This window comes from Undibacterium sp. GrIS 1.2 (genome assembly GCF_040544435.1).
Lineage (GTDB): Bacteria > Pseudomonadota > Gammaproteobacteria > Burkholderiales > Burkholderiaceae_D > Undibacterium.
In genome coordinates, this window is sequence record NZ_JBEONP010000025.1 from 1 (window position 1) to 25,110 (window position 25,110).

General features: G+C 47.7%; 17 protein-coding genes. 7 read left to right on the forward strand and 10 right to left on the reverse strand.

The window, feature by feature from the left end; translation table 11 throughout:
* Positions 1 to 266: 266 nt before the first annotated feature.
* Positions 267 to 806 carry an acyloxyacyl hydrolase gene (locus AAKU61_RS12230; protein ID WP_354332585.1) on the reverse strand — a complete coding sequence of 180 codons (540 nt, stop codon included), beginning with the start codon at positions 804 to 806 and terminating at the stop codon, positions 267 to 269.
* Positions 807 to 941: 135 nt separating this feature from the next.
* Between AAKU61_RS12230 and AAKU61_RS12235 the strand changes: the two genes are divergently transcribed.
* The 4 genes from AAKU61_RS12235 (at position 942) to AAKU61_RS12250 (ending at position 6,367) form a co-directional block, all read left to right on the forward strand.
* Entirely contained in the window at positions 942 to 1,856 is a 915-nt protein-coding gene (locus AAKU61_RS12235; RefSeq protein WP_354332587.1) for an NAD(P)-dependent oxidoreductase, read from the forward strand.
* A 128-nt stretch (positions 1,857 to 1,984) separates the two neighbouring features.
* Positions 1,985 to 3,148, forward strand: coding sequence for an acetylornithine deacetylase (gene argE / locus AAKU61_RS12240; protein ID WP_354332589.1), 1,164 nt, complete (start codon positions 1,985 to 1,987; stop codon positions 3,146 to 3,148).
* A gap of 481 nt (positions 3,149 to 3,629) precedes the next feature.
* Entirely contained in the window at positions 3,630 to 5,312 is a 1,683-nt protein-coding gene (locus tag AAKU61_RS12245) for a long-chain fatty acid--CoA ligase (protein ID WP_354332591.1), read from the forward strand.
* Between the two features lie 368 nt (positions 5,313 to 5,680).
* Positions 5,681 to 6,367: a DUF4197 domain-containing protein gene (locus AAKU61_RS12250; protein WP_322120164.1), complete on the forward strand. Its 687-nt coding sequence runs from the start codon at positions 5,681 to 5,683 to the stop codon at positions 6,365 to 6,367.
* 169 nt (positions 6,368 to 6,536) lie between these two features.
* Here the strand turns inward: AAKU61_RS12250 and AAKU61_RS12255 are convergent, their stop codons facing one another.
* The 3 genes from AAKU61_RS12255 to AAKU61_RS12265 form a co-directional block, all read right to left on the reverse strand.
* Positions 6,537 to 7,628: an enoyl-CoA hydratase/isomerase family protein gene (locus AAKU61_RS12255; protein ID WP_354332593.1), complete on the reverse strand. Its 1,092-nt coding sequence runs from the start codon at positions 7,626 to 7,628 to the stop codon at positions 6,537 to 6,539.
* Positions 7,629 to 7,789: 161 nt separating this feature from the next.
* Positions 7,790 to 8,713, reverse strand: coding sequence for an AEC family transporter (locus tag AAKU61_RS12260; RefSeq protein ID WP_354332595.1), 924 nt, complete (start codon positions 8,711 to 8,713; stop codon positions 7,790 to 7,792).
* A gap of 172 nt (positions 8,714 to 8,885) precedes the next feature.
* Positions 8,886 to 9,365, reverse strand: coding sequence for an Lrp/AsnC family transcriptional regulator (locus AAKU61_RS12265; protein ID WP_354332596.1), 480 nt, complete (start codon positions 9,363 to 9,365; stop codon positions 8,886 to 8,888).
* Positions 9,366 to 9,603: 238 nt separating this feature from the next.
* Here AAKU61_RS12265 and metC point away from each other — a divergent pair, with 238 nt between their 5' ends.
* Positions 9,604 to 10,812 carry a cystathionine beta-lyase gene (gene metC, locus AAKU61_RS12270; protein WP_354332598.1) on the forward strand — a complete coding sequence of 403 codons (1,209 nt, stop codon included), beginning with the start codon at positions 9,604 to 9,606 and terminating at the stop codon, positions 10,810 to 10,812.
* Between the two features lie 325 nt (positions 10,813 to 11,137).
* Here metC and AAKU61_RS12275 read toward each other — a convergent pair whose 3' ends face one another.
* The 6 genes from AAKU61_RS12275 to AAKU61_RS12300 all read right to left on the reverse strand — a co-directional run bounded on the left by AAKU61_RS12275 (position 11,138) and on the right by AAKU61_RS12300 (position 21,362).
* Positions 11,138 to 13,459, reverse strand: coding sequence for a penicillin-binding protein 1A (locus tag AAKU61_RS12275; RefSeq protein ID WP_354332600.1), 2,322 nt, complete (start codon positions 13,457 to 13,459; stop codon positions 11,138 to 11,140).
* A gap of 19 nt (positions 13,460 to 13,478) precedes the next feature.
* Complete coding sequence (locus AAKU61_RS12280; RefSeq protein ID WP_354332601.1) at positions 13,479 to 15,263, reverse strand: ABC transporter ATP-binding protein; 1,785 nt, start codon at positions 15,261 to 15,263, stop codon at positions 13,479 to 13,481.
* A 92-nt stretch (positions 15,264 to 15,355) separates the two neighbouring features.
* Positions 15,356 to 17,134 carry an ABC transporter transmembrane domain-containing protein gene (locus AAKU61_RS12285; protein ID WP_354332603.1) on the reverse strand — a complete coding sequence of 593 codons (1,779 nt, stop codon included), beginning with the start codon at positions 17,132 to 17,134 and terminating at the stop codon, positions 15,356 to 15,358.
* Between the two features lie 820 nt (positions 17,135 to 17,954).
* The gene (locus AAKU61_RS12290) at positions 17,955 to 18,740 is read right to left on the reverse strand and encodes a hypothetical protein (protein ID WP_354332605.1); all 786 of its coding nucleotides are present in this window, start codon (positions 18,738 to 18,740) and stop codon (positions 17,955 to 17,957) included.
* Positions 18,741 to 18,755: 15 nt separating this feature from the next.
* A complete protein-coding gene (locus AAKU61_RS12295; protein WP_354332606.1) occupies positions 18,756 to 19,037 on the reverse strand; it encodes a hypothetical protein in 282 nt (93 codons plus the stop codon).
* 144 nt (positions 19,038 to 19,181) lie between these two features.
* Positions 19,182 to 21,362, reverse strand: coding sequence for a prolyl oligopeptidase family serine peptidase (locus tag AAKU61_RS12300; RefSeq protein ID WP_354332607.1), 2,181 nt, complete (start codon positions 21,360 to 21,362; stop codon positions 19,182 to 19,184).
* 561 nt (positions 21,363 to 21,923) lie between these two features.
* On the opposite strand from AAKU61_RS12300, the gene AAKU61_RS12305 reads away from it, so the two are divergent.
* Both AAKU61_RS12305 and AAKU61_RS12310 read left to right on the forward strand, forming a co-directional pair.
* Positions 21,924 to 24,197, forward strand: a complete 2,274-nt coding sequence (locus AAKU61_RS12305) for a catecholate siderophore receptor Fiu (protein WP_354332609.1) — start codon at positions 21,924 to 21,926, stop codon at positions 24,195 to 24,197.
* A gap of 137 nt (positions 24,198 to 24,334) precedes the next feature.
* Positions 24,335 to 25,012 (forward strand): Fe2+-dependent dioxygenase, encoded by a 678-nt coding sequence (locus AAKU61_RS12310; protein WP_354332611.1) that lies wholly within the window; start codon positions 24,335 to 24,337, stop codon positions 25,010 to 25,012.
* Positions 25,013 to 25,110: the final 98 nt, after the last annotated feature.

The following is a 25,110-nucleotide window of genomic DNA, read 5'->3' on the forward strand; positions in this document are numbered from 1 at the left end:
CAGGACCGTGAAACGACTCCGCGCCAATGATAGTGCTGCAACCAGTGTGAAAGTAGGTCATCGTCAGGCTTTTATTCCGCAAAGCCCTTAACTCCACAGAGTTAAGGGCTTTTGCCTTTTTGCAGAGCTTCTTCCCTTGCCTCCCGCTCCTGAAAATAAAAAGGAGCCGCAGCTCCTCTTCTTCTTCCTCCTTGATCTATCTCTAATACGCTCTTGTGGAACGCCTTGCGCTAGATTCTTGTATCTATCACCGCATTTCTTTCCCTCTAAAACGCATATCCCACCTTCAGAACCGCATAGTTCACCCCAGGGTTCGGGTGCTTTACCCCTCCGTTTGAATAGTGCTGGATTTTTAAGGCAATATCCCAGCCGTTCGCCAACACGTAGCCCATGCCAATATGATCGCCGAACTGAAATCTCGTTGAAAACGTTCTGCCGTTGTTATCGTAAATATCCGATAGCATGTGCAAACCAATGCCAGCTTCTCCGTAAAGTCCTTTTTTTGAGTCGCTTTGCAAACGGAACACAGGTGTAATACCGACATCAACCAGACTTTGTTTGCTGCCATTACCTTGGTAATTATTTTCTCGCCAATCGGCCAATGTTGCGTCCCAATAGCCACCAACATTCGTTCCGTTTGATTTAAACCATTGCTGATCCCAGTTCCATTGGGCACCTGCGCGTACCATCTTTGTTTTATTGCCAGTTGCGAATTCTAACGAAGCCGAATCAACAGCATGTGCTAACGTCTGGGTTGATATCAGCACTAAGCCACATAGAAGAGATTTTTTTGCAAATAATTTCATAAGGCCGACCTTAATAAAAGGGGAAAAAAGTATTTTGAGATTGTACCAATTACATATGCAGTTCAATATCGCAGTATAAAGATATTCTTGCTAAAAGAAATTTCTTCATCCAATTCATAGTAGTGGATTAGTTATATGGCGAAACTTAAAGTCGTTTTTTTGGGTATTGGTTTAATGGGTAAGCCGATGGCAACGCGCTTACTCCGAGCTGGTTTTTCTTTAACTATCTGGAACCGAACAAAGGAAAAATGTAATAACTTAATAGAGCTCGGAGCGGAGATCGTCACTACACCAATAGAGACCATTACAAATTCAGATCATGCTGCCGATATTATTATCACTATGCTGGCTGATGGCAGCGTCGTTGATGAGATGATTCGGCAGATTTTGCCTATACTTCATGGGCATGAGATTTGGATAGACATGAGCTCTACTCAACAAGCTGAAGCGCAAAGATTTAACGAAGTGCTGGGTACGAAAAATGTTCGGTTTATAGATGCACCCGTATCCGGGGGAGTAATTGGTGCACAAGCGGGTTCCCTCGCGATTATGGTTGGAGCAACTGATGTCGATTATTTACAAGTTGAACCGATTTTATCGGCAATGGGGAAACCAACGCTAGTCGGACCGCCAGGTACAGGCCAACTAGCTAAATTATGTAATCAGCTGATTGTCGGCGCTAGCATTAATATCGTTGCTGAGGCGTTACTTTTGGCACAGGCTGGGGGCGCAGATCCAGCTGCGGTTCGCCAAGCACTCCGGGGTGGTTTTGCCGAGAGTCGTATTTTAGAGGTTCACGGTCAGCGTATGTTGGATCGAAATTTTCTTCCCGGTGGACAAGTAAAAAGCCAGGCGAAAGACATGGAAAATATAATGAGGGCAGCGCAGATTACCAATCTTACCTTGCCAATGACGGAGCTTGTCACTAAGGTTTATCGTTCGCTAGTAGATCGTTTTCCAAGCGCCGATCATTCCGCAGCGTTGCTAGAGTTAGAACAAAAAAATCCTGGTACGCGACTGGGTACTGCAACCGATATTTTTCCTCAATAGAATTAATAGTAGATGCGTTGAATAACAATTATTCGACCAAGCTTGTATCGCTAAGGCAAGAACCACAAGTCTGTCTGGATTTAGAAAATGATGAGTCTTAAAAACAATACCGAAATAAAGAAAATTCTATGTCGACCATGCTAACAGCATCACACAAACTACTCGATCTACTAGCTCAATTAGTTTCTTTTAAAACGATTTCGCGGGATTCCAATCTCGAACTCATCATGTGGGTTAAAGAATATCTTGATCAGTACGGGGTTGAGTCCAGATTAACTTATGACAGCACCGGGAAAAAAGCGAATCTCTTTGCTACTGTTGGCAAAGGCAAAAATCCTGGGATTATCTTATCCGGGCACACGGATGTAGTGCCAGTTGAAGGCCAGGATTGGCACACAGATCCTTTTGTGACGACGATCAAAGATGGCCGGGTTTATGCTCGTGGCGCAGCAGATATGAAGGGCTACATAGCTGCTGCATTATTAGCTGTTCCAGAATATCTCGCAGCAAATCAAGATACGGCCTTACATCTTGCCTTGTCTTACGATGAAGAGGTTGGTTGTCTTGGGGTTCGTAGTCTTATTCGTGATCTGGAAGAAATTGGCCTGAAGCCAGCATCCTGTATCGTCGGTGAGCCAACATTAATGCAACCGATCATTGCACATAAAGGCACGCATAGATTCCGTTGTTGTGTGCGCGGCCGCGAAGCGCATTCCAGTTACACTACGCAAGGTGTGAACGCTATCGAATATGCCTCAAAAATTGTCGTCTATATTCGCGATATTGCAGACCGCTTATCCAAGCAAGAGCAACGTGATAATGCCTACACAGTTCCATATAGCACCTTACAAACTGGCTTGATGCGAGGCGGCCTTGCGACCAACATCGTGCCACGTGATTGCGAATTTCAATTTGAAGCGCGTACTTTACCAAATATGAAAGCTGATAGTTTGTACCAGGAGATTCAAGATTACGCCGCTAGTTTGCTACCGCAAATGTTAGCGGTTGAACCGTTGGCACGTATCGATTTTGAATGGCTTGCATCTGCCCCCGGTTTGCAAATGCAAGAGTCCGACGCAATAGTGCAATTCGCAGCACGCCTGGCGGGAAATCCACCCAGCGGAGCGGTCTCGTATGGAACTGAGGCGGGTTTATTTCAGGAGGCAGGTATTCCCACCGTGGTTTGTGGTCCTGGCAGTATTGAACAGGCGCACACACCAAACGAATATGTTGAACTCGATCAATTAGCTCAATGCGAAGTATTCATGCAGCGCTTAATTACTTCTATGTGAATCACAGAATTGCTGGCAAATGGACTATAAATATACTTTGAACTTGGCCTCGTTTGTTTATCTGTTTAGATGAGACAAAACACGAAATGGATTTAAATAAAACCGCCAGTCGGCTTGATAATGGGAATTAGGCGAGGATAGAGAATAGGTCAAAATTTGCACTGTTATCCTAAATATAGAGCATATATTGGATGCTGATTTAGCGACATAAATTGAGATTTAAAATAGGCGTTTGCATGCTGCGTCGCAGCAATTTTGTAGAGTATGAGTTCAACAAGTGAGCAAAAGACTTGCCTAGTTTTCGCATAGCCGATAGCATCGACCATCGGCGTATTTTCGGTAAATGACAGGTAGATTTTCTGCATAATAATTAGCTGCTTAATTGGCTACTTAATCGACTATTTGATCACCTTCCGTCATGGCATACGTCAACCGAATAAACCTAGAATATCAAACAACAATCAGAGACGAGGAAAACAGTATGGATAAGTTTTGGCTTAAATCGTACCCGCAAGGCGTACCGGCAGAAATCGATTTTTCACAATATAAATCTCTGGTGCAATTGCTGGAAGAAGCTTTCCAAAAATACGCGGCACGTAATGCCTACGTTTGTATGGACAAGTTTCTGACTTACGGCGAGCTAGATACCTTGTCCCAAAAAATGGGCGCATGGTTGCAAAATAAAGGTCTGGCAAAAGGTGCGCGCGTCGCGATCATGATGCCAAATGTACTGCAATATCCTGTTGTGATGGCCGCCGTGTTGCGTGCTGGTTATACCGTCGTCAACGTCAACCCCTTGTACACCCCGCGTGAGTTAGAGCATCAGTTAAAAGACTCTGGCGCAGAAGCGATTTTTATTCTGGAAAACTTTGCGCACACCTTGGCACAAGTGATTTATAAAACCGCGATCAAGCATGTGGTCGTTGCCAGTATGGGCGATATGTTGGGCGGTTTGAAGGGCATGATCGTCAATTTTGTCGTACGCAATATCAAAAAAATGGTACCGGCATTTTCTTTGCCCAACGCGATTCGCTTTAAGCAAGTCCTTGCAGAGTCGGGGCGCCTGACATTTAATCCTGTCAGCATTGGTCACGATGACGTTGCGTTTTTACAGTACACCGGCGGCACCACTGGTGTGTCGAAAGGTGCGACGCTGACACACCGTAATGTCATCGCCAATATTCTGCAAAACGAAGCATGGCTTGCACCTGGTATGCAAGGTCAGGATATGACTCAACAAAAGACCATCGTTTGCGCTTTGCCTCTTTATCATATCTTTGCGTTGACCGTCTGCAGCTTGCTCGGCACTCGTATCGGTGCGCTGAATCTGTTGATTCCTAATCCCCGCGATATGCCTGGCTTTATCAAAGAACTGGCCAAGTACAAAGTCAATATTTTCCCGGCGGTGAACACCTTGTATAACGGCTTACTGAATAATCCTGAGTTTGCGAAACTGGATTTTTCTGGTTACCAAATTTGTAGTGGCGGCGGTATGGCAGTACAAAAAGCGGTTGCCGACAAATGGCTCAAAGTCACTGGCTGCGCGATCTCTGAAGGTTATGGCTTGTCTGAGACATCGCCTGTTGCAACCGGCAATCCGGTAACGACCAAAGAATTCTCTGGCACGATAGGCTTGCCTATTCCGTCCACTGAAATTGCGATTTTGGATGACGACGGCAACCCTGTACCTTTGGGACAACCGGGCGAAATCGCGATCCGCGGCCCGCAAGTCATGGTCGGTTATTGGAATCGTCCGGATGAAACAGCCAAGGTCATGACTGCCGATGGCTTCTTCAAATCGGGCGACGTCGGTATTATGGATGCACGTGGTTACACCACGATTGTGGATCGTAAAAAAGACATGATTTTGGTATCTGGTTTTAACGTATATCCAAATGAGATCGAAGGCGTTGTCGCCTTGCACCCTGGCGTATTGGAGTGCGCTTGTGTCGGCGTACCAGATGCCAACTCGGGTGAGGCCGTTAAACTGTTTGTGGTACGCAAAGATCCGGCGCTCACCGTCGATCAGTTAATGGCATATTGCAAAGAACAGTTCACTGCATACAAAAAACCGAAGTACATTGAGTTCCGCATGGATCTGCCAAAAACCAATGTTGGTAAAATTTTGCGCCGTGAATTGCGCGATGAAAAGAAGGCCGCATAAGTACATAAGTAAGCAAGTATCGTAAAAATGTTCTTGCGATGGAATGAAATTAAATATACTCCCCTAGTCATTAAGTAAAAATATGCTGATTGTCCATAGAATCATTGGACGATTAAAATATACTAATCAGGAGTATGTATAAATAAAAAGGAAAGCTGTGTGCTTTCCTTTTTTGTTTTTTAACAATTGTTTTGCTTGTGCCAATCCAAATTGCGTCTAGAATAAATAGGGTCAAGCTGCTGCCCGACTATGTTTTGAATGCGCTCTATAAGATATTCTCAAACTAAATAAGATCGTCATCAGTGTCGTCATCAAATTCGTCAATTTGATTTTCAATTCATCGCAAACCTAATCCACCGGAGATCACCATGCCATTCCCATATCGCTTTACTGCCGCCACCTTGTTGATCGTCTCATCCTCTGCATTTGCGGCGTCGCTAAGCGACCTGAGCAATCAGGACGCTAGTGCCGGTTTAAAAGCCGCACTCGATAAAGGTTCGTCTTTGGCGGTGGCTAAATTAGGTGTCGAAAACGGCTTCTTAAATAACGACAAAGTAAGAATCCAGTTGCCATCCATCTTAGAGCAAGCGCGTCCGCTACTTAAAATGACCGGACGTGGTCAACAGCTGGATGATCTGGTTATCTCCATGAACCGCGCTGCCGAATCTGCGGTGCCAATGGCCAAGCCACTGCTGATGGATGCGATTAAATCCATGTCAGTCACCGACGCTAAAAATATTCTCACCGGCGGCGATACCTCGGTAACAGATTTCTTCAAACAAAAAACCTCCACGCCGCTCGCTACTAAGTTTTTACCTCTGGTGAAAGGTGTCACAGACAAAGCTGGCTTATCGGCTAAATACAATAGCGTAATGGGGCAGGCAGAAAAAATGGGAGCAGTACCGAAAGAGCAGGCCACGGTAGAAGGCTACGTAACTCAACGTGCGATGGACGGTTTATTTCTGATGATAGGCGAAGAAGAAAAAGCCATACGCCAGGATCCGATTGGCAGTGGCAGCAAGATCATCGGCAAGGTGTTTGGCCTGTTGAAATAAGGGTGATGTCCAACTAGGAAATGATGCCGTGCGCAGCGGCACGGTGATTAGCGTTAATTTATTTCCCTGATTGAAAAAACAAAATAAAAGAGGCGTATCAAGCGAATTGGTACGCCTCTTTTTTCTTAACAAATTACTTCAATAAATTACAGGCACGACATCAGTAAGCCTAGGCTAAATACCGCAATGGATGCGCATGTGCTGGCCACACTTCCGCAAAAAAAGTACTTACCATTTCTTCACTTACTTCGGCTAGTGTAACTGGCGACCATTGCGGTGTGTTGTCTTTATCCACCACCAGGGCTCGCACGCCTTCCAGTACTTCACCATGCTTAAAGCAATGACGCACCATCGTGCGTTCCATACGCAAGCAATCGGCCACTGACATTGTGCTACCGCGACGTAATTGTTCTAGCGTCACGCTCATCAATAAGGGAGAACGCTTTTGCATTACTGCTGCAGCCTGTTGCGTAAATTCGCTCGCATCACCCGCTAGCGATGCCGCAATCGCCTTCGCATCGTTGCCCGTAAAATGCTGATCAATCAGCGTACGATGAGTAGCCAAACGGCTGCTTGTGGTATTTGCCTGTTCTGCAAACAGAGCAGCAAACTCGCGGATCGTGTGGCGGATATCGCCAGAAGTTGTGGTCGCCAACAGCGCCATCAATGCGGGTAATTCTGTAGTCGGTATAAACACATCAGCCAAGCCTGCATACAAAGCGTCAGCCGCAGTAATGATGTCACCAGTCAAGCCCAGATACGTCCCGATCTGGCCCGGCGCGCGCGACAGAAAATAACCACCACCAACGTCAGGGAACAGGCCGATGTTTACTTCCGGCATTGCCATCTTGGTGCGCTCTGTCACGATCCTCAATCGACAATTCCCCCCCGCCTGCGCGATGCCCATACCGCCACCCATCACCACGCCGTTCATCAAGGCGATATAAGGCTTAGGATAAAAATGAATCAGATGATTCAGCGCATATTCTTCGGTAAAAAAATCTTCCAGCAAAGCGCTATCGCCTTTGGGTGTCGCAGTGCCGACATCATAGAAAAAGCGGATGTCACCACCGGCACAAAATGCTTTCTCTGCGCTGCTATGAATAAACACCGCATGCACATTGGCGTCATCATGCCAAGCCAGCAAAGTCTGCGTAATCGCCCGTACCATTTCCAGAGATAAAGAGTTGAGTGCTTTAGGGCGATCTAGTGTGATGTAGCCGATGTGATTGTTGACGGAGGTTTGGATGTAGTCGCTCATGGCTTATTGGGGAGTTGGATTGAAGGAAGATTTTAACTTTTTTATCTGAGGTACATCAGTTAACTGCGTATTAGAGAGTAGTGAAGCTTTATCTGTACTCATTGATTGCCTTATGACGCGCCGACGTGGCTCTGGAATTATCATTACATTTTTATGGTCGTTTACCGCAACCCCAGCCACAAACCTGCCGGCACAAACAAGAGCGCCGCCAGGTTTCCCAGCAACACAATCGAAGCGACTTTGTCTGGTTCTTGCTGATATTGTTCTGCCACCATAAAACAAAAAACGGCGGGTGGCAGGGCGGCGAATAAGTACATTTGGCCGCGTTGTGCCGCGCTTAATGGCAAAACTGGATCTAGCAACAGTGCGAGCAGCAATCCCGCCACCGGACAGGTGATGGCGCCGACCAGACCGATGCGCCAACTGGCGAAATTAATGTCCAGCATACGCACACCCAGCGCAAATAGCATGATGGGGATACAGGCGTCGCCCGTCATTTTAAGTGCGATGAATAAATACGCCGGCAGGTGCACATGCAGCAGCGCGAAAATCATCCCCAGCATCATCGATAACATCATCGGACTGCGTAAAAATTTGAGCGGTGAGTCTTGGTGGTCGGGATGGCCGCGCTGAATAATTTTAATGCCAACCGTGAAGTACACCAGATTGCACGCCATAAACAAGGCAACCGCTGCCGACAATCCATTGGCACCAAACGCCAGTGCCGCCAGAGGCAAGCCCATGTTGCCGCAATTGTTGTACATCATGGGCGGCACAAAGCTGCGTACATCGTAGCCCAGCAAGCGTGCCACTGGCCACGCCAGCAAGCCAGAGCCGAGCGCAATCAGCACGCCGGCCAGGATCAGCCAGGCGTTGTGAGCAACATCAAATTCTTTTGCGGCGAGCGCGCAAAACACCAGCAACGGACAGAGCACATCCATGCTGACGCGGTTAATCGCCACCATATCGTCTTTAACGCCAGCGCCTTTATCGGTAGTACTTCTAACGCGCGCATACAAATAGCCCAGACCGATGATGATAAACACCGGCAAGATGATAGCGATGATGCGTTCAAATAATTCCATGGGTATGTGTTATTAGCGAATAGAGTAGAGATTTTTAATATACTCCCCCATTTTTTTAATAAAAATGGCCGATTGTCCAGGTTATATATGGACATATAAATATACATATAGGGAGTATATTAATTTTCATAGTAACGGATGTTTTATAACTCTTCATCGAAATGCCACTTAATCACACTTTCAGCGTTTTTAACACCGCGTAATCCAGCGGTAGCGCGGTAGTGCTTTTGATGATTTCCATTACAAAGCTAGAGCTGACATCTTGCAAATCAGCGACCTTGACCAATTTTTTATATACCTGATCAAAACCGGCCATGTCCGGTACCAGCACCTTCAGCAGGTAATCGGTATCACCACTCATACGCAAAATTTCGACAATTTCCGGGATGTCCTTGGTGCCGCTGATAAAGCGCTGCATCCAGCCTTCGTTATGCTGCGCTGCTTTTAAGACAACCATCACGGTCAGTCCCAGATTGAGCTTGCCGGGATCGCATAGCACGACTTGTTGCCGGATCACGCCATCGTCCTGCAACCGTTGCACGCGCCGCCAGCATGGCGTGACCGACAAATGCACCGCCTGAGCCAGATCGGCCAAAGCGATGGAGGCGTCTTTTTGAAGAATTTGTAATATTTCGATATCTTTTTTATCCATAGATTGAATTTTATAGAAAATTATTCTCAATAAGATGAATTATCTATGATTTTTTGGTAAAAAATTTCATCTGTGTTTTGTTACGATTAGAACTTAGCCAATTTCACTATAGCAAGGTAGGACAAGGCTGCAGCTGGCGCGCTTTGGTGAGCTACGGCATCGCAGTTAATTGGACAAATCGATCAGATCGATCAGATCGAACAAATTCAGAGTAATTCAGCACAATCAAGGACGCATCATGAGTAAGCACGATCCGCAATGGCAAACCGCCACCAAACTGACTCACGCAGGGCGCAAAGGTAAAGCGCACCACGGGCCAGTGAATCCGCCAGTCATCCGTGCCTCGACCATGCTATTTCCCAATGTGGCAGGTTTAAAGGAGGCGACTGGTACCCGAGCAATTTACGGTCGCCACGGTAATGAGACGACTTTGGCGCTGGAACATGCTTTATGTGCAGCAGAAGGCGCAGCCGCTTGTTTGCTGACACCATCGGGTTTATCCGCGATCACCACTACTTTGCTGGCTTTGTTAAAACCTGGCGATCATTTACTGATGGTGGATACGACTTACGATCCGACCCGTTTATTTTGTGATGGCTTGCTCAAAAAAATGGGTATCAGTACCACTTATTATGATCCCCTGATCGGCAGGAATATCGCGTCATTAATGCAGCCTAATACCAAAGTTGTGTTTGTCGAGTCACCGGGATCATTGACGTTTGAGGTACAGGACATTCCTGCGATGGCCGCAGTCGCGCATGCAAGCGGCGCGGTGATTGTGTCTGACAGTACCTGGGCAACGCCGATAGGCTGGTCTTCGTTTGAACTGGGCATTGATGTCTCTATCCACGCGGCGACAAAATATATTGTTGGCCACTCCGACGCCATGATGGGTGTGATTTTAACCACAGAAGCCTTGCATCCTCGTTTACGCGATACCTACAAGCAGTTGGGTTTATCGATCGGTGCGGACGATGCGGCATTGGCTTTACGCGGTTTGCGCACGATGTCTGCGCGCCTGGCGGTACACAGAGTCAGCGCATTGCATATCGCGCAATGGTTACAGGCTCAGCCAGAAATCGCCGAAGTGCTGTATCCACCGTTGCCAGGTGCAGCGGGGCATGAACTATGGAAGCGCGATTTCCATCCTGATTACGCCTGTGGTTTGATGGGTGCGATTTTTCATCAGCACATCACAGAACAACAAGTTGCCGAGCTGATAGACCGTACGGAATTATTTGGTATCGGCTTTAGCTGGGGCGGCTACGAGAGTCTGATTTTGCCGACCAAGCCAAAACACTGCCGCACCGTGAATGCCAGCCAATGGCAGGCGCCGATGATACGTTTGCATATCGGTCTGGAAGCAGTTCAAGATTTACAGAATGATTTGCAGCAGGGGTTTGAGGCATTGAGAAATCTTGATTGTGCGGAACCTATTGCAGCCTAATTTGTCCATGTTCTGTAGCCAATTTTAAGAGAGGTCTTACACAGATTGGCACGATGTAACTTACCGGTTTCTACTCTCTCCAGATTGTAGATTTTGCCCGCTATTCCAGCGGGCTTTTTTTTGCACTTGGGGTTCGAGCGCACCCGGTCAGTAAGGGGCAGTAAGGGTCAGTAAGTCTAAATAAGGGGCAGTAATAGATCGTCAGAAAAAAAGTAGGCTCTGATTCAGCCTGTCATTACTCCGTAATATTTTCACCATATACTTGCTTCATCCTTGATACTCTCCAAAGGTAAGGATTTTAGCCCGCTCTGGTAGCGGGCTTTTTTTATTTGATGATTTCTTGGTTGGGAAGTGGTGCCGTTGTAGCTGGTGTTGCAGCAGGCGTTAGCCCGGGAGTTGTTCCCGCAGCTGGCGGGACCGAAGGAGTGCCGGGAAGGTCAAGATCAAAAGTTTTAACGCCCGCACCGTTCATAAATTCGTTATACATCCAATCGCCTTCTGCGTTGGATACATTCTCTGGCACAGCGCGTTGTAGTTCAGGTTTGCCTGCCATTGCCTGATGCATATAGTCGATCCAGATTGGTAGAGATAAAGTTGCACCAAACTCTCTGCCGCCCAGTGACTTTGGATCGTCGTATCCCATCCATGCTACTGCCACTAAGTTACCCGCATAGCCTGCAAACCAGCCATCGACCGCATCGCTGCTGGTACCCGTTTTGCCCGCAATGTCATGTCGTCCTAAGCGTGGCGTAGCAGATGCACCGGTACCGGTTCTGACGACCTCACGCAGCATGCTGTCCATGATAAAGGCGTTACGACCGTCAATAACTCTGGCATCTTCTTGCGCAACGGCGGGTGGTTTAATGTCTGACAATACTTTGCCACGTGAGTCGGTAATTTTTTGAATCAGCCACGGTTTAATCTGATAACCGCCATTAGCAAATACCGCATAAGCAGCCGCAACCTGGAGTGGCGTGACTGATCCGGTACCCAGCGCAAGCGTCAGATTTTGTGGTTGCTTGGTGATATCAAAACCAAAGCGAGGTAAGTAATCACGTGCATAGCTGGCGCCGATTGCGCGCAGCAAACGCACTGAGACTACGTTTTTAGATTGTGCCAATGCGGTACGCAAACTGATAGGTCCATCGTATTTGCCATCGTCATTGCGTGGATCCCACTTTAAATCTTCAGTACTGGTTTCGGACAATTGCACGTCGTTGGCGATGGTGGCTGGCGAATAGCCTTTTTCCAACGCAGCAGAATAAATAAAGGGTTTGATCGACGAACCAGGCTGACGCCATGCACTGGTTACATGATTAAATTGTTTACGGTTGAAATCAAATCCACCGACCATCGCACGATACGAACCATCTTGCGCATTCAGGGCGACGAAGGCGGCATCTACTTCCGGCAATTGACTGATCGTCCAGCGTTTTTTAGCATCTTGCATCACACGTATCAAAGCGCCTGGACGTATTTTTAAATCGCGGTTGGCATTATTTTGCAAGGCTTTGTCCGCAAAGCGCAAGGTCTCTCCGCTGAGGGTAATTGTATCGCCGGACGCCATTTCCGCTTTGAGTGATTTTGGACTAACTTCCAGCACGACCGCAGGCAGCAATTTATCATTGGTAGGATGTTTCAGCATCACAGCATCGATAGCATCATCACGTTCATCTTCGTCAGTGGGTAGCTCAATAAAAGCCTCCGGGCCACGATATCCATGACGCTGGTCGTAGGCCATGACATTACGGCGTAATGATTCGTATGCGGCGTCTTGCTCGGCTTTATAAATCGTGGTGTAGACCTTCAGGCCGCTGGTATACGCAGCGTCTTTATACTCTGCGACGATACTTTGACGCACAATTTCCGCGACGTAATCGGCATGCGCATCAAACTGCTGGCGGCTACTGATATGCAGTTCTTCTTTGCTGGCTTGATCATATTGGGCTTGCGTAATATAACCATCATCTTGCATCGCCTTTAAAACTAACAGCTGACGTTGCTTGGCGCGTTGCGGATTGACTGCTGGATTATGGCGTGCTGGATTTTGCGGTAAGCCTGCCAGCATGGCGGCTTCTGCAATCGATAACTCTTGCAGCGATTTACCGAAGTAGGTATTAGCCGCGCTGGAAAAACCATGGGTACGTTGACCGAGATAGATTTGATTCATATATAGCTCAAGAATCTGGTCTTTGCTTAATGCCGCTTCGATGCGATAGGCTAAGACAATTTCTTTAAACTTGCGCATAACGGTTTTTTCTTGTGTCAGCAAAATATTACGAGTGACTTGCATCGTGATAGTCGAGCCACCTTGATGAAAACCACCGCTCAAATCTGCTAGCAATGCCCGTAAAGCACTACGAAAATCAATCCCGCTATGCTCGTAAAATCGCTTGTCTTCTATCGCCAATAAAGCGTTTTTCATGACTGGCGGAATATCTTTGATAGCGACAAAATCTCTGTGTTCATCACCAAACTCACCGATCAAAGCATTGTCGGCGGTGTAGATACGGAGCGGGATTTTTGGCTGGTAATCGGTGACTGCATCCAGTGACGGCAAATTGGGCAAGATACCAAAAAATATATAGATCAGCGCACCTAAAAAACAGGCTGTCAGAACAGCGATACCACCTAAGATTAATTTCATCAAAGTACTCATGTCTTCCTTAGTCTTCTAATGTTTGCAGCAAATACAGTTTTTGATAAATGCCAGAGTCCAGCAGCATCAATTGTGCGTGCGTGCCTTGTTCTGCAATATTGCCGTGATTGAGTACGACAATCTGGTCTGCGTCGCGGATAGTGGATAGACGGTGCGCAATCGCCACGATGGTCACGCTGCCACGCAGTTCTGTCAGCGCTGTTTGTACGACTTGCTCGGTCTCGCTGTCGATATGTGATGTAGCTTCATCCAAAAACAAGATGCGGGGTTTGCCCGCCAGCGCACGGGCGATCGCGATCAATTGTTTTTGGCCGGTAGACAGGCGCGCGCCGCCTTCACCCAAGGGCGTGTCATAACCTTGTTCCAGTTGCAGAATAAAGTCATGCGCGCGTGCCGCTTTGGCGGCGATAATGATATCGGCCTCGCTGATATCGCGCCCCATGGCGATATTTTCGCGGGCATTGGCTGCTAATAAAAATGGCTCTTGCGGTACAAGTCCCACACTGGCGCGGAAATGCTCATCGCTAAAACTGGTCAGATCAATATCATCAATCGTGATACGACCAGACTGTGCGGTATAGAAACGCAATAATAGACTGAGCAGAGTGGACTTGCCGCTTCCTGTGTGGCCGACAATGCCGAAAAAGCTGCCTGCCGGGATATGCAAGTTAACATCATGCAGCACCGGATTGACTGGGTCATAGCCAAAAGCCAGATGCTGTAAGCGCAAATCACCTTGGCTAATTTTTTGGTCGCTGATGATGCTGGTAGTCGTTTTTTCTCTCAATAAAGTATTCACCCGTGCCGCCGAAACCACTGCTTGTTGTATCTGACCGAATTGCAAGGTGATCTGGATCAAAGGATCAACCACGCGGGCAATATAGCTGACAAACGCATACAAGATACCGACTTCAACACCAGAAAAATCACGCTGGCTAAAACAAAAGATCACCACTACCAATAGCAGCGAATTGAGTAAGTCCAGCGCAGGACGCAAGAGCCAAGCATTGGCTCGCAACTCGTCTAACCGCGCATGGTAATGTTGTTGATTGGTCGCGTCAAACCGTGCGCCGAAACGCAATTCGGCATTGCTTGCTTGCAGCGTGCTCATGCCGTTAATACTCTCTGCAACCTGCGCGTTGATCTCGCTACGCAACTGGCGCGCACGACTCACTGCTGGCGCACTCCAGCGCTGATAAAACCAAACGATGATCACTACGGCCGGGATTAGCATTGCTACGATCAGCATCAGCCGCCAATCCAGCCACGCCATTGCTACCAGTGCGCCGATCACCACGATGGAAGAGTCCAGCATGACAAACAAGACTTGGACGTATAGATTTTTAACAGCTTCGGTGTCGTTGGTTACACGACTGACTAGTTGTCCCGTAATCGCTTTATCAAAAAAAGCCATCGGCAAGCGCAGTACATGTTCATACACTTGCTCACGCAGGCGGCGCACCGAGCGCATGGCAACACCGGCCAGGCGTGACAGTTGCAGATATCGCAGCCAGGTTGCCCACCAGCCTGTGGCCAGATAGGTGACCAGCAAGCCGACTACGATGGCGGTATCCATTTGATGAGGCAACAGATAGCGATCAATAAACGCCTTACCTAGCAGAGGACCCAGTGCTTCCAGTCCTGCAGCGACAAATAAAAATAGAATCCCTAGCAGCACGTGGCGACGTTCGGGTTGTGCCGCTTGCATGAGCAAATTCACTGCGAGCTTTTTTTCGGACTTGCTTTCGGGGGCGCTCATTGCTGGGCTGCCTATCGCATTTACTTCAGACATTACTTTTAACTTTTGTAGAGTGGATAGTTGACGAAGAATAGTTGGCTTAGCTAACAGAGGCTGCGGAATACCACAGCCGGTTACTGACAGGTTTAAGCCGCATCAAGACTGGCTTCCAATTGTTGATAGCGCCATTGGGCTGCGTACCATCCTGCTTGCTCTAATAACATGTCATGCGTGCCTTGTTCAATCACTCGGCCTTCACGCAGCACTAAAATATGATCTGCATTCGCAACGGCGCTCAGGCGATGACTGACGATAATGGCGCTGCGCTCTTTACGTTGCTGACGTAATTCATTTAGATGTTGAAGGATGCGGGTTTCGGTATCGGTATCGACTGCTGACAAGGCGTCATCCAGTAACAGTAAAGGACTATCGGTCAGTAAAGCGCGAGCAATCGCAACCCGTTGACGCTGTCCACCAGAAAGCGTCACACCGCGCTCACCTACCGGTGTGTCATAGCCCTGCGGGAAGCGCACAATATCCTCATGTACGGCCGCCAGCGTAGCGGCGTGAATAATCTGTTCACGGGTCGCGTCGGGATTGCCCAAAGCAATATTATGAGCAATCGATGCAGAGAACAAAAAAGGTTCCTGCGATACCCAGTTGATCGCCAGCCGCAAACTATGTAAGCGATAATCCGATTGCGCATGCTCACCCCAACGTAGCGAACCTAGCGAGCCTAGTGTGCCTTTACCGGCGGCAGCTATATCGTATTGCCGCAATATCAAACGGATAATTGTCGATTTGCCCGATCCTGTATGTCCGACGATGCCCAGCGTTTTCCCCTCGTCTAAGTTAAACGACACATGATCCAGCGCGATGGCAGATTGTCTAGGGTACGAAAAACTGATGTCCTGAAAACGCAAACTACCCTGCGGCGATGTGGTGATCTGACCATGATCCTGCACACTAAGTTCCGCCGCCAGAACAGGCTCCAACCGATTCCATGCGGCTTTGCCGCGTTCCAGCAAGGACAATACCCAACCAGCAGCAAACATCGGCCAGATCAATTGACCCAAATACATCGTAAAGCTGGTCAGGGTACCGATGGTCATTTGTTGATTCCAGACCAGATATCCGCCCATTGCCAGCGTCAATGCGCCTGCGGAGGTCAGGGCGATACCGACTGCTGGTTCATAAGCGGCTTCCCAGCGCTGTGCGCTCAGACTGGCATCGGCTGCCTGTTCGGCCAGTTCGGCAAATTGCGCTGCGCTGCGTTGTTCCAGACCGAGAGCGCGCAAGGTGCGTACACCCGCCAGAGTTTCCTGCACCTGATCATTGAGCTTACTAAACCGGTTTAAAGAGTCACGGGATGCATCATGCACGTGATGAGTGATTTTCTTAAATGCCCACGCCATAAAAGGGAAGGGCAGCAATGCCACCAGCGCCAGCCGCCAATCCACACCCAGCAACATCATGCCGATCACCAGTGCAAAAGTCATCGTGCCATCAAAGCCCGCCAGCATGGCTTCCCCAGACGCCAGTTCAATCGCATCTGCATCATTGGTGCCGAGCGCCATTAAATCGCCAGTGCGTTGCTGCTGAAAAAACGGCGCGCCTTGTAAACTCAAGCGCTGATATAGCCTGGTGCGTAATTGCACGCCTAACTGATATGACGCTGCAAACAATTGCAAGCGCCAGCCTACGCGCAAAAAGTAAATCGCTATTCCCATCAATATCAGCTGGCCTAACTGGATCGCCAGTCCGCGACCATCTAAGGTGTGCGCCACCATCGCATCAATCACCGCGCCGACTTTGCGCGGGATCAGCACAGTCAATATTGCGACGCTAAGTAGCATAGCGCCCGCTGCAATATAGTGCCGTTTATGTTGTTTTATAAATTGTGCAAGTAGTTGGTACAAACTCATAGGGTATTCGATTGGATTGGGTGATCTTGAGGCGGAATTGCGATCGAAGCGAAGACAAACAATTTTCCAGGGTTTGAGAATTCAGCAACTTCAGAGCCACTGACGATACAGCATTTGTATTTTTCGCCGTGATTTTGTCCTCCGAAAGTGATGGCAATATAAGGTATCTGAAGCCTATATTTGGTGTAAATGGCTGCGCATATCTTAGAAGTGTACGGATATACTCCCATAAAGAAATCTGAAAAATGCCTAGATGCCCAATAATTACTTGGACTATTTAAATATACATACTAGGAGTATATTTAATCGCTTGATGCACGCTTGCATCCTATCGATGATGCGACATGTAGTGTGAATGTCAATCGCATGGAACGCCCTATGCCGCGCACGGGAGAGAGGTGCAGCCCGGCTCCGGCTCATTTCAAATCAATACCTAAGGCTGACAGAGCCAATCAACAGATCCGCATGCGGCGCAATTCATTGGGTCCGGTTCAATATCGTGAATTCGACCGATCGCACTTATTTCATTTGAAAACTCTTGTAATCGTGAAGAGTCCATATATGCGCCATGCGCACCAATGATGGAAAAACAAACGGCTTAAAAATGAGATATCCGGTGAAACGGTGCGCATGGCGCACCCTACGAGGAGACGCACATCAGGCTTTATGTGGAAACGATCCCCCAGCAAAGACGTGCCTTGCGGCACAAAAACACGCCACAAGCCGCATAAATATTGCGTAGGGTGCGCCATGCGCACCAATGATGGAAAAACAAACGGCTTAAAAAATCAGGATATCCGGTGAAGCGGTGCGCATGGCGCTACGGGCTACGCACGCTACGCTTGCTTAATTGCGACTCGAAGTACGGAATCAATTTTTTAATTTGACAAACAAGACTGCGTTTGTATTGCGCTGTAAATGAAGGATCAAACATTTCCTCACAAGTATCCCAGCGCTTTAGTAAATCTAAACTGCGTTGGAATTCTCCAGCTTCTAAAAATAATATTGCAGCATAAATCGGCTCCCGTAAAAGATCGTAGCGTGGTCTAACGGTGGATAAACGTCGAGTTTTATAAAGGCTTGAGGAAGTCAATAAAAATTCAGCTGCGCTAAGTGAATTAGAAAAATTCGTTAATACTGGCAATGCGTATTCATCATAGACATCGGAAAATTCTTGAGCAAGAAACGCAAGATTATCAGGACGACCTTCTAAAACAGGGTACTTAATCTCTAGCTTATCTTGCCATCTGTAGTGAGCGGGAAATAGCCGCATAATCGGAACTGAATCTGGCTCTATCCAGCGATCAGTTACTGGTGAACAATCACGATCTAATCCCAGATAATTAGATTTCTCAGCCGCGAAACTTGAATACAAAATAATCAGAGGCTCTATAGACCATAAATCTGGGCTAAGTGTACTACTCAATGTCACCATCATGGTTGCGCTCAGTGTCGGAGTTAATTTTTTCTCCCACGTTGCAATGTCAGTCCGAGATTTGTCAACGCCAATAAACAAAAAATCATGTCTTACCAATATCTCTGATAATGAGTTGAGCAAAGCAATATTTTGTTTCCCATTAAAATTCATTATTTTCATATAAGCCAATGGATAGAGAGATTATTATTTACCGTAGATGAGAGTACATGATTTAATGCAATCAGAGTAACGACCTGCCTCGTCAGAGTGAGTAAATAAATCAGCTGCAAAGACAACGCTAGATCCAGCTATTGCGCCAATTACACCAGCCCCTTTAATAACATACTTGCCCCACTGACGAGCCGCGCGTCCCGCAGATTCTGCGAAAAGGGAAACTCCTCTAGCTTCAATTGAGGAAATTGCTGCGCCCTCTAAAATGCCGTAACTTCGAGCAATTGCCGCTGTTTGTTTGTGAGCGTTCAGCATATCGGTGGATATGTCACTTTGCATAAACCGAGATTTTCCATTAAGCGCACCAGAGATATAAAAAAGCCGCTGACTTAAATGTCAGCGGCTTTTGAACACAATCCGCAAAATTCGGAAACTGAGCGCTTAAATGTAGCAGTAAAACTAACGCTTAATCACCACATCGCCATTATCCCGCTTCAACATATTCCACAAAAACGAATAGGTAATCGCTGCCATATCTGCACGTTGTGCATTGTTAGCCGCACCGCCGTGACCGCCTTCAATATTTTCGTAAGACCAGACATTGTCGTGACCCTGACTGATCATTTTTGCGGCCATCTTGCGTGCATGTCCCGGATGTACACGGTCATCACGGGTGGACGTGATGAACAAGACATTCGGGTATTTAACGCCCGCTTTGACGTTTTGGTATGGTGAGTAGCGTGAAATGTAATCCCATTCTGCTGGAATGTCTGGATTGCCGTATTCACCCATCCACGACGCTCCTGCCAGCAGTTTGTTAAAGCGCTGCATGTCTAGCAAAGGCACCTGGCTGACAACGGCATTAAACAGTTCTGGATGCTGGGTCAAGGCGACACCGGCGAGTAAGCCACCATTGCTGCCACCCATCGCGCCCAGATGTTGTGGGTTGGTGATTTTGCTGGCGATCAGGTCGTCCGCGACTGCGGCAAAATCATCATACGCACGCTGACGGTTTTCTTTTAACGCGGCCTCATGCCAGCGCGGACCGTATTCGCCACCGCCACGGATATTGGCCACGACATAGACGCCGCCTTTTTCTAGCCAGGTTTTACCCAGACTACCGGAGTAGGACGGTGTCAACGAAATCTCAAAGCCACCATAGCCGTACAACAGTGTCGGATTGTTACCATCGTATTTCACGTCTTTATTGCGCACCATAAAGTATGGGACTTTGGTGCCGTCTTTGGAGGTGGCAAACTTTTGTACGGTCTCGTAAGGCGTTGCATCGAAAAAGCTAGGGGCAGATTTTAAGGTTTCGCGCTGATCGTTACCCGCATGCGCCAGAATGTAAACGCTAGGAGTCAGATAGTCGGAATAGCTCAGGAAATAATCGTCAGAATGATTGGCGTCAATCGCGCTGACACCGATGCTACCTAGTGTGGGCAGGGCGACTTCACGTGAGACCCATTTGCCCTTTTTTAGCTGCCATTCAGTCAGATTACTTTTGACATTATTCAATGACTGCACCAGCAGATAATGTTTAGTAATTGCCTCGCCATTGAGTGAGCTTGTATCCGTCGGCTGGAACAATACATTGAAATTACGTTTGCCTTTTTTATACGCGTCAAAATCAATCGCCAGCAGGCTGCCAGTGGCGTAGGTCTTGCCGCCAGTGGTCCATGCTTCACGTAGGCTAACGACGAATTGTTTGCCAAAGAAACTGATATTGGATTTTGCTGGCACATCTAATCGCGTCAGTTTGCTACCTTCTTTTAAATATTCTTCCGACGTGTAAAAAGTCACACCTCTGCTAACGATTTCGTGATGAATACCATCTTGATCGTAGCTTCGGGCTGAGACCGAGATATCGGTTTTTTCACCTTCCAATAAAGTCTTGGCGGCGCTGATCGGTGTGCCACGTTTCCACTCTTTGACGATGCGCGGATAGCCAGAATCCGTCAGTGAGCCTTCGCCAAAATTGGTTCCGACGAATAGCGTATCTTTATCGCGCCAATCGATGTTCATCTTGGCTTCCGGCAGGGTAAAACCGTCTTTGATAAAGCTCTGTGTGGTCAGATCAAATTCGCGCATTACTACTGCATCTGCGCCGCCGCGAGATAATTGAATTAAGCAGCGGTCATAAACCGGATCACGGCAGTTGCTATTTTTGAATACCCAGTTTTCGTTCTCTATTTTTGCCAGTGCATCGATATCGAGCACGGTTTCCCATTTTGGTTGGGATTTGCGATATTCGTCCAGCGTCGTTTTGCGCCAGACGCCGCGTGGATGATCGGCGTCCATCCAAAAATTGTAATAATAATTTCCCATTTTGTTCACGGTCGGGATCCGGTCTTTGGAGTTCAGTACGACTTGCAAATCACTGCGTAGCTTGATGAAACCAGCATCGCTATCCAATTTGCTGCGAGTGACCTGATTACGTGCCTTGACCCAATCCAGGGCTTTCTCGCCGGTGACATCTTCCAGCCATTGCTGCGGATCGGCAGCGACTACCGATTCTGTCATTGCGCCTGCCACCGTAGTTTGTGCTTGACTGATACTCGCGGTGGCTAAACCCAATAGCGCAAGACTGAATGAGGCGATGAGCACAGCAGGTTTTTTTGATTTTGCTTTGTGTTCCATTATTTTCCTTGTCGTTATTTTTGTGTATGTTGACTTCCGAAACGCTACTAAACATCCTGTGTGACTTACTTCGATGCAGACAGGCTGATTATCGAATTAAGCAGTGCTGATGGACAAGGTAATTATGCTTTTAGTTCATCATTTTTTCCGTGAGTTGGATTCTTTGAATAGTCTGTGCAGATAAAAAACGATACCGATTTTGTCCTGCGATGTTGCCGAACTCTTTTTTGGCGATGAAATAATAAAAATTTCGCTTGCGATTAAGAATGATTCTCATTTAAAATTACATCTCGTTACAAACGTACTAGACCCAAGCCAGCTTCGACATTCTTCCCCCTCTGTCTGCCAGCCACCTTTTTTGCAAAGTGCAACTGGCGGTAGCGCAATCTTACTGATCTGCGCTCATCAACTCTGATCATGTTCAACACGCTCTGGCATTTAATGCTTGGGAGCGGTGTTGCCTCAATATTTAGCATCGGTCGTTCAGTTCATGCCTGCATCGCTATAGATACGCCCGGACAGGGCTTTTCAGATTTTTTTATTTATATATCAGGAACGAAGATGTCACACATTAAAAGTCGCAAGCATGTACGTCCCCAATTTAATCAAACTTTGACCGCCGCAGCGATCGCTGCTGTGATGCTGCCAGCACTTGCGCAGGCGGCTGATACGACTTTGCCAGAAGTAAAAGTGACGTCGAAACAGGAAAATGATTTTAAAGCGGACAAGGCCTCATCGCCAAAATATACCCAGCCTCTGGTCGATACTCCGCAAACGATTACCGTGATTAAGCGCGAGCTGATAGAGCAACAAGGCGCGGTGACCTTGACCCAAGCTTTGCAAAATACTCCTGGCGTTGGTGCATTCTTCCTTGGTGAAAACGGCAGCACGAATACAGGCGACGCGGTCTATATGCGTGGTTTTGATTCTTCCAGCAGTATTTATGTAGACGGCGTACGTGATCTGGGATCAATCTCGCGCGACTTGTTCAATATCGAGCAGATCGATGTATTAAAAGGCGCTGCAGGGACCGATAGCGGTCGTAGTGCGCCCACCGGATCAATCAATCTGGTGAGTAAACAAGCGCAAAAAGATGATGCGACTTACGGCTCGGTCAAATTCGGTAGCGGTAGTCAAAAGCGCGTTACGGCGGACTGGAATAAAGTCATCAATGCAGAGACAGGTACCGCATTTCGTTTAAATGTGATGGATGAAGATAGTGGCAGCACCAGCCGTAACGAAGTCAAAAATAAACGCTGGGGTGTCGCACCGTCGCTGGCATTTGGGCTTGGTAGTCCGACCCGGATTTATCTGAATTACCTGCATGTTGATCAAAATAATGTGCCGGATGGCGGCGTTCCAACAATAGGCTTGCCTGGCTACAGCAGTCCGGATCCTAAACGTCCTTTCCTATCAACTGCGCCGATGGTAGATCCAAAAAATTTCTATGGATCGTCTAGCGATTTTGACAAAGTCAAAGCTGATATGCTGACTGGGAGGATAGAACATGACTTTAATCCTAAAGCGAAATTGATCAACACCACCCGCTACGGCAAAACCTCGCAAAATTATTTATTGACCGCCTTCATGGGCACGACTGCGAATCTGCTTACGCCATCAGCAAGCAACTTATCTACCTGGACCCTGGCACGGAGTACTCGTACGCTCAAAGATCAAAAAAATGAAATTTTGACGAATCAAACTAATCTGCTACTTGATTTTGATACGAACGGACTCCAGCATACGGTGTTGACCGGTGTCGAGCTGACCAACGAAAAACAAAACACCTTTGGCTACAGCGGCACAGGCACACTGCCTGCTGCCAACTTCTATAATCCGAATCCGAATGATCCTGTTAGCGGCTTGAATTTAGTGCGCAACGGCGTGTTCACCCGCGGCGCAACTACCACGGTGAGTGCCTACGCTTTTGATACTTTAAAATTTACGCCGCAATGGCAATTAAGCGGCGGTGTACGGATCGATCACTACAGCACGGATTATTCTGCCACTAGTTTATCGACGCTGGCTGCTAATCCTACTTTGCCAGTCAATACTTTGATCCCGACCAATTTAAATATGGACGGTAATCTGGTGAACTGGAAAGTCGGTGGTCTGTATAAACCGACCGAAGCCAGCAGTGTGTATGTGTCCTATGCCACGTCCAAACAGCCACCGGGCGGTTCTAATTTTGCTTTAAGTGCCTCTGCGAGCAGTGCTGCCAATCCTAAGTTTGATCCGCAAGAAACCAAGAATGCAGAGATCGGTACCAAGTGGGATTTGTTAGACCAAAAGTTGTCGTTTACCGCAGCTTTGTATCGTACCGAAGTATCAAATGAGGTTGAACAAAACCTGGTTGATCTGCTGTACTACCAAACGGGCAAAAAGCGGGTGCAAGGTGTGGAGTTGGGCGTGACTGGCGCGATCACTAAAACTTGGTTAGTCAGTGCCGGTTATACCAAGATGGACACCAAAGTAGAGAGCGGAAAAATCACGACTGCCAGCGGTATCAACAATCTGGCCTACACGCCAAAACAAGCTTTCACCGCATGGACCTCGTATGAGTTACCGTTTGGCGTGAAGCTCGGTGGCGGCGCACGTTTTGTTGATTCTTTGTTGCGTGGCACTGATGGTGCCGTCGGCACACCGGCTTATACCAATTCCTATTGGGTGGTGGATGCAATGGCGAGTTATGCCATCAACAAGAATATCGATCTGCAATTGAACCTGTACAACCTTGGCGATAAAGCCTACGTTGCAGCGATTAACAAGAGTGGATATCGTTACACGCCAGTCACGCCACGCTCGGCAACTTTGATGGCGAATATTAAGTTTTAACTGAACTTGAAACTTTAGTTTCTGGCTATATTGATTGTTATAAATGGATAGCTAGAGCTAAATAGCCAACAAGAAATAACGCAATCAAAAGCCCTTCGTCTGCACGAGGGGCTTTTGCATGACAAGGAGCAGATACGATGATGTTGCACATACCTGAAGTATTGACCCGTGATCAGGTCGCGCAGATCAGAGCAAAACTGGATCAGTCAGACTGGATTGATGGCAAAGCGACCGTTGGCGAACAAGGCGCGCAAGTCAAGCGCAATCGGCAACTCCCAGAGAGTTCACCGCTTAGTATAGAACTGGGAGAGACTGTGTTGGCCGCGCTGGCGCGTAACCCTTTATTCTTCGCCGCCACCTTACCTTTGCGCACAGTCCCACCACTATTTAATTGTTATGAAGGCGGCGACCATTACGGCTTACATATCGACGGCGCGGTACGCAAACTGCCGGGTGCTGCGTATATGCGTACTGATATATCGTCCACACTTTTTCTATGCGACCCGGAAGAGTATGAAGGCGGAGAGCTGGTCGTCGTCGATACCTATGGCACGCATGAGGTCAAACTGCCCGCCGGTGATTTGATTGTCTATCCGTCCAGCAGCCTGCATCGAGTAGAGCCGGTGACACAGGGTGCGCGTATTTGCTCTTTCTTCTGGACCCAAAGTATGGTGCGCGACGACAGCCGGCGCGGGATGTTATTTGAGCTGGACCAGAATATTCAAAAGCTGCGCGGACGTTTAGGTGACTGCGATGAAGTCTTGAGTTTGACCGGTCATTATCACAATTTGCTGCGGCAATGGAGTGATGTCTGAGGCATAGCTGTTGTCGGTTTAACTCACTTTTAGCGATTCTGTGAGCAGAAAGTGGTTTGATTGATTTTAATATACTCCTGATGTGTATATTTAATTGT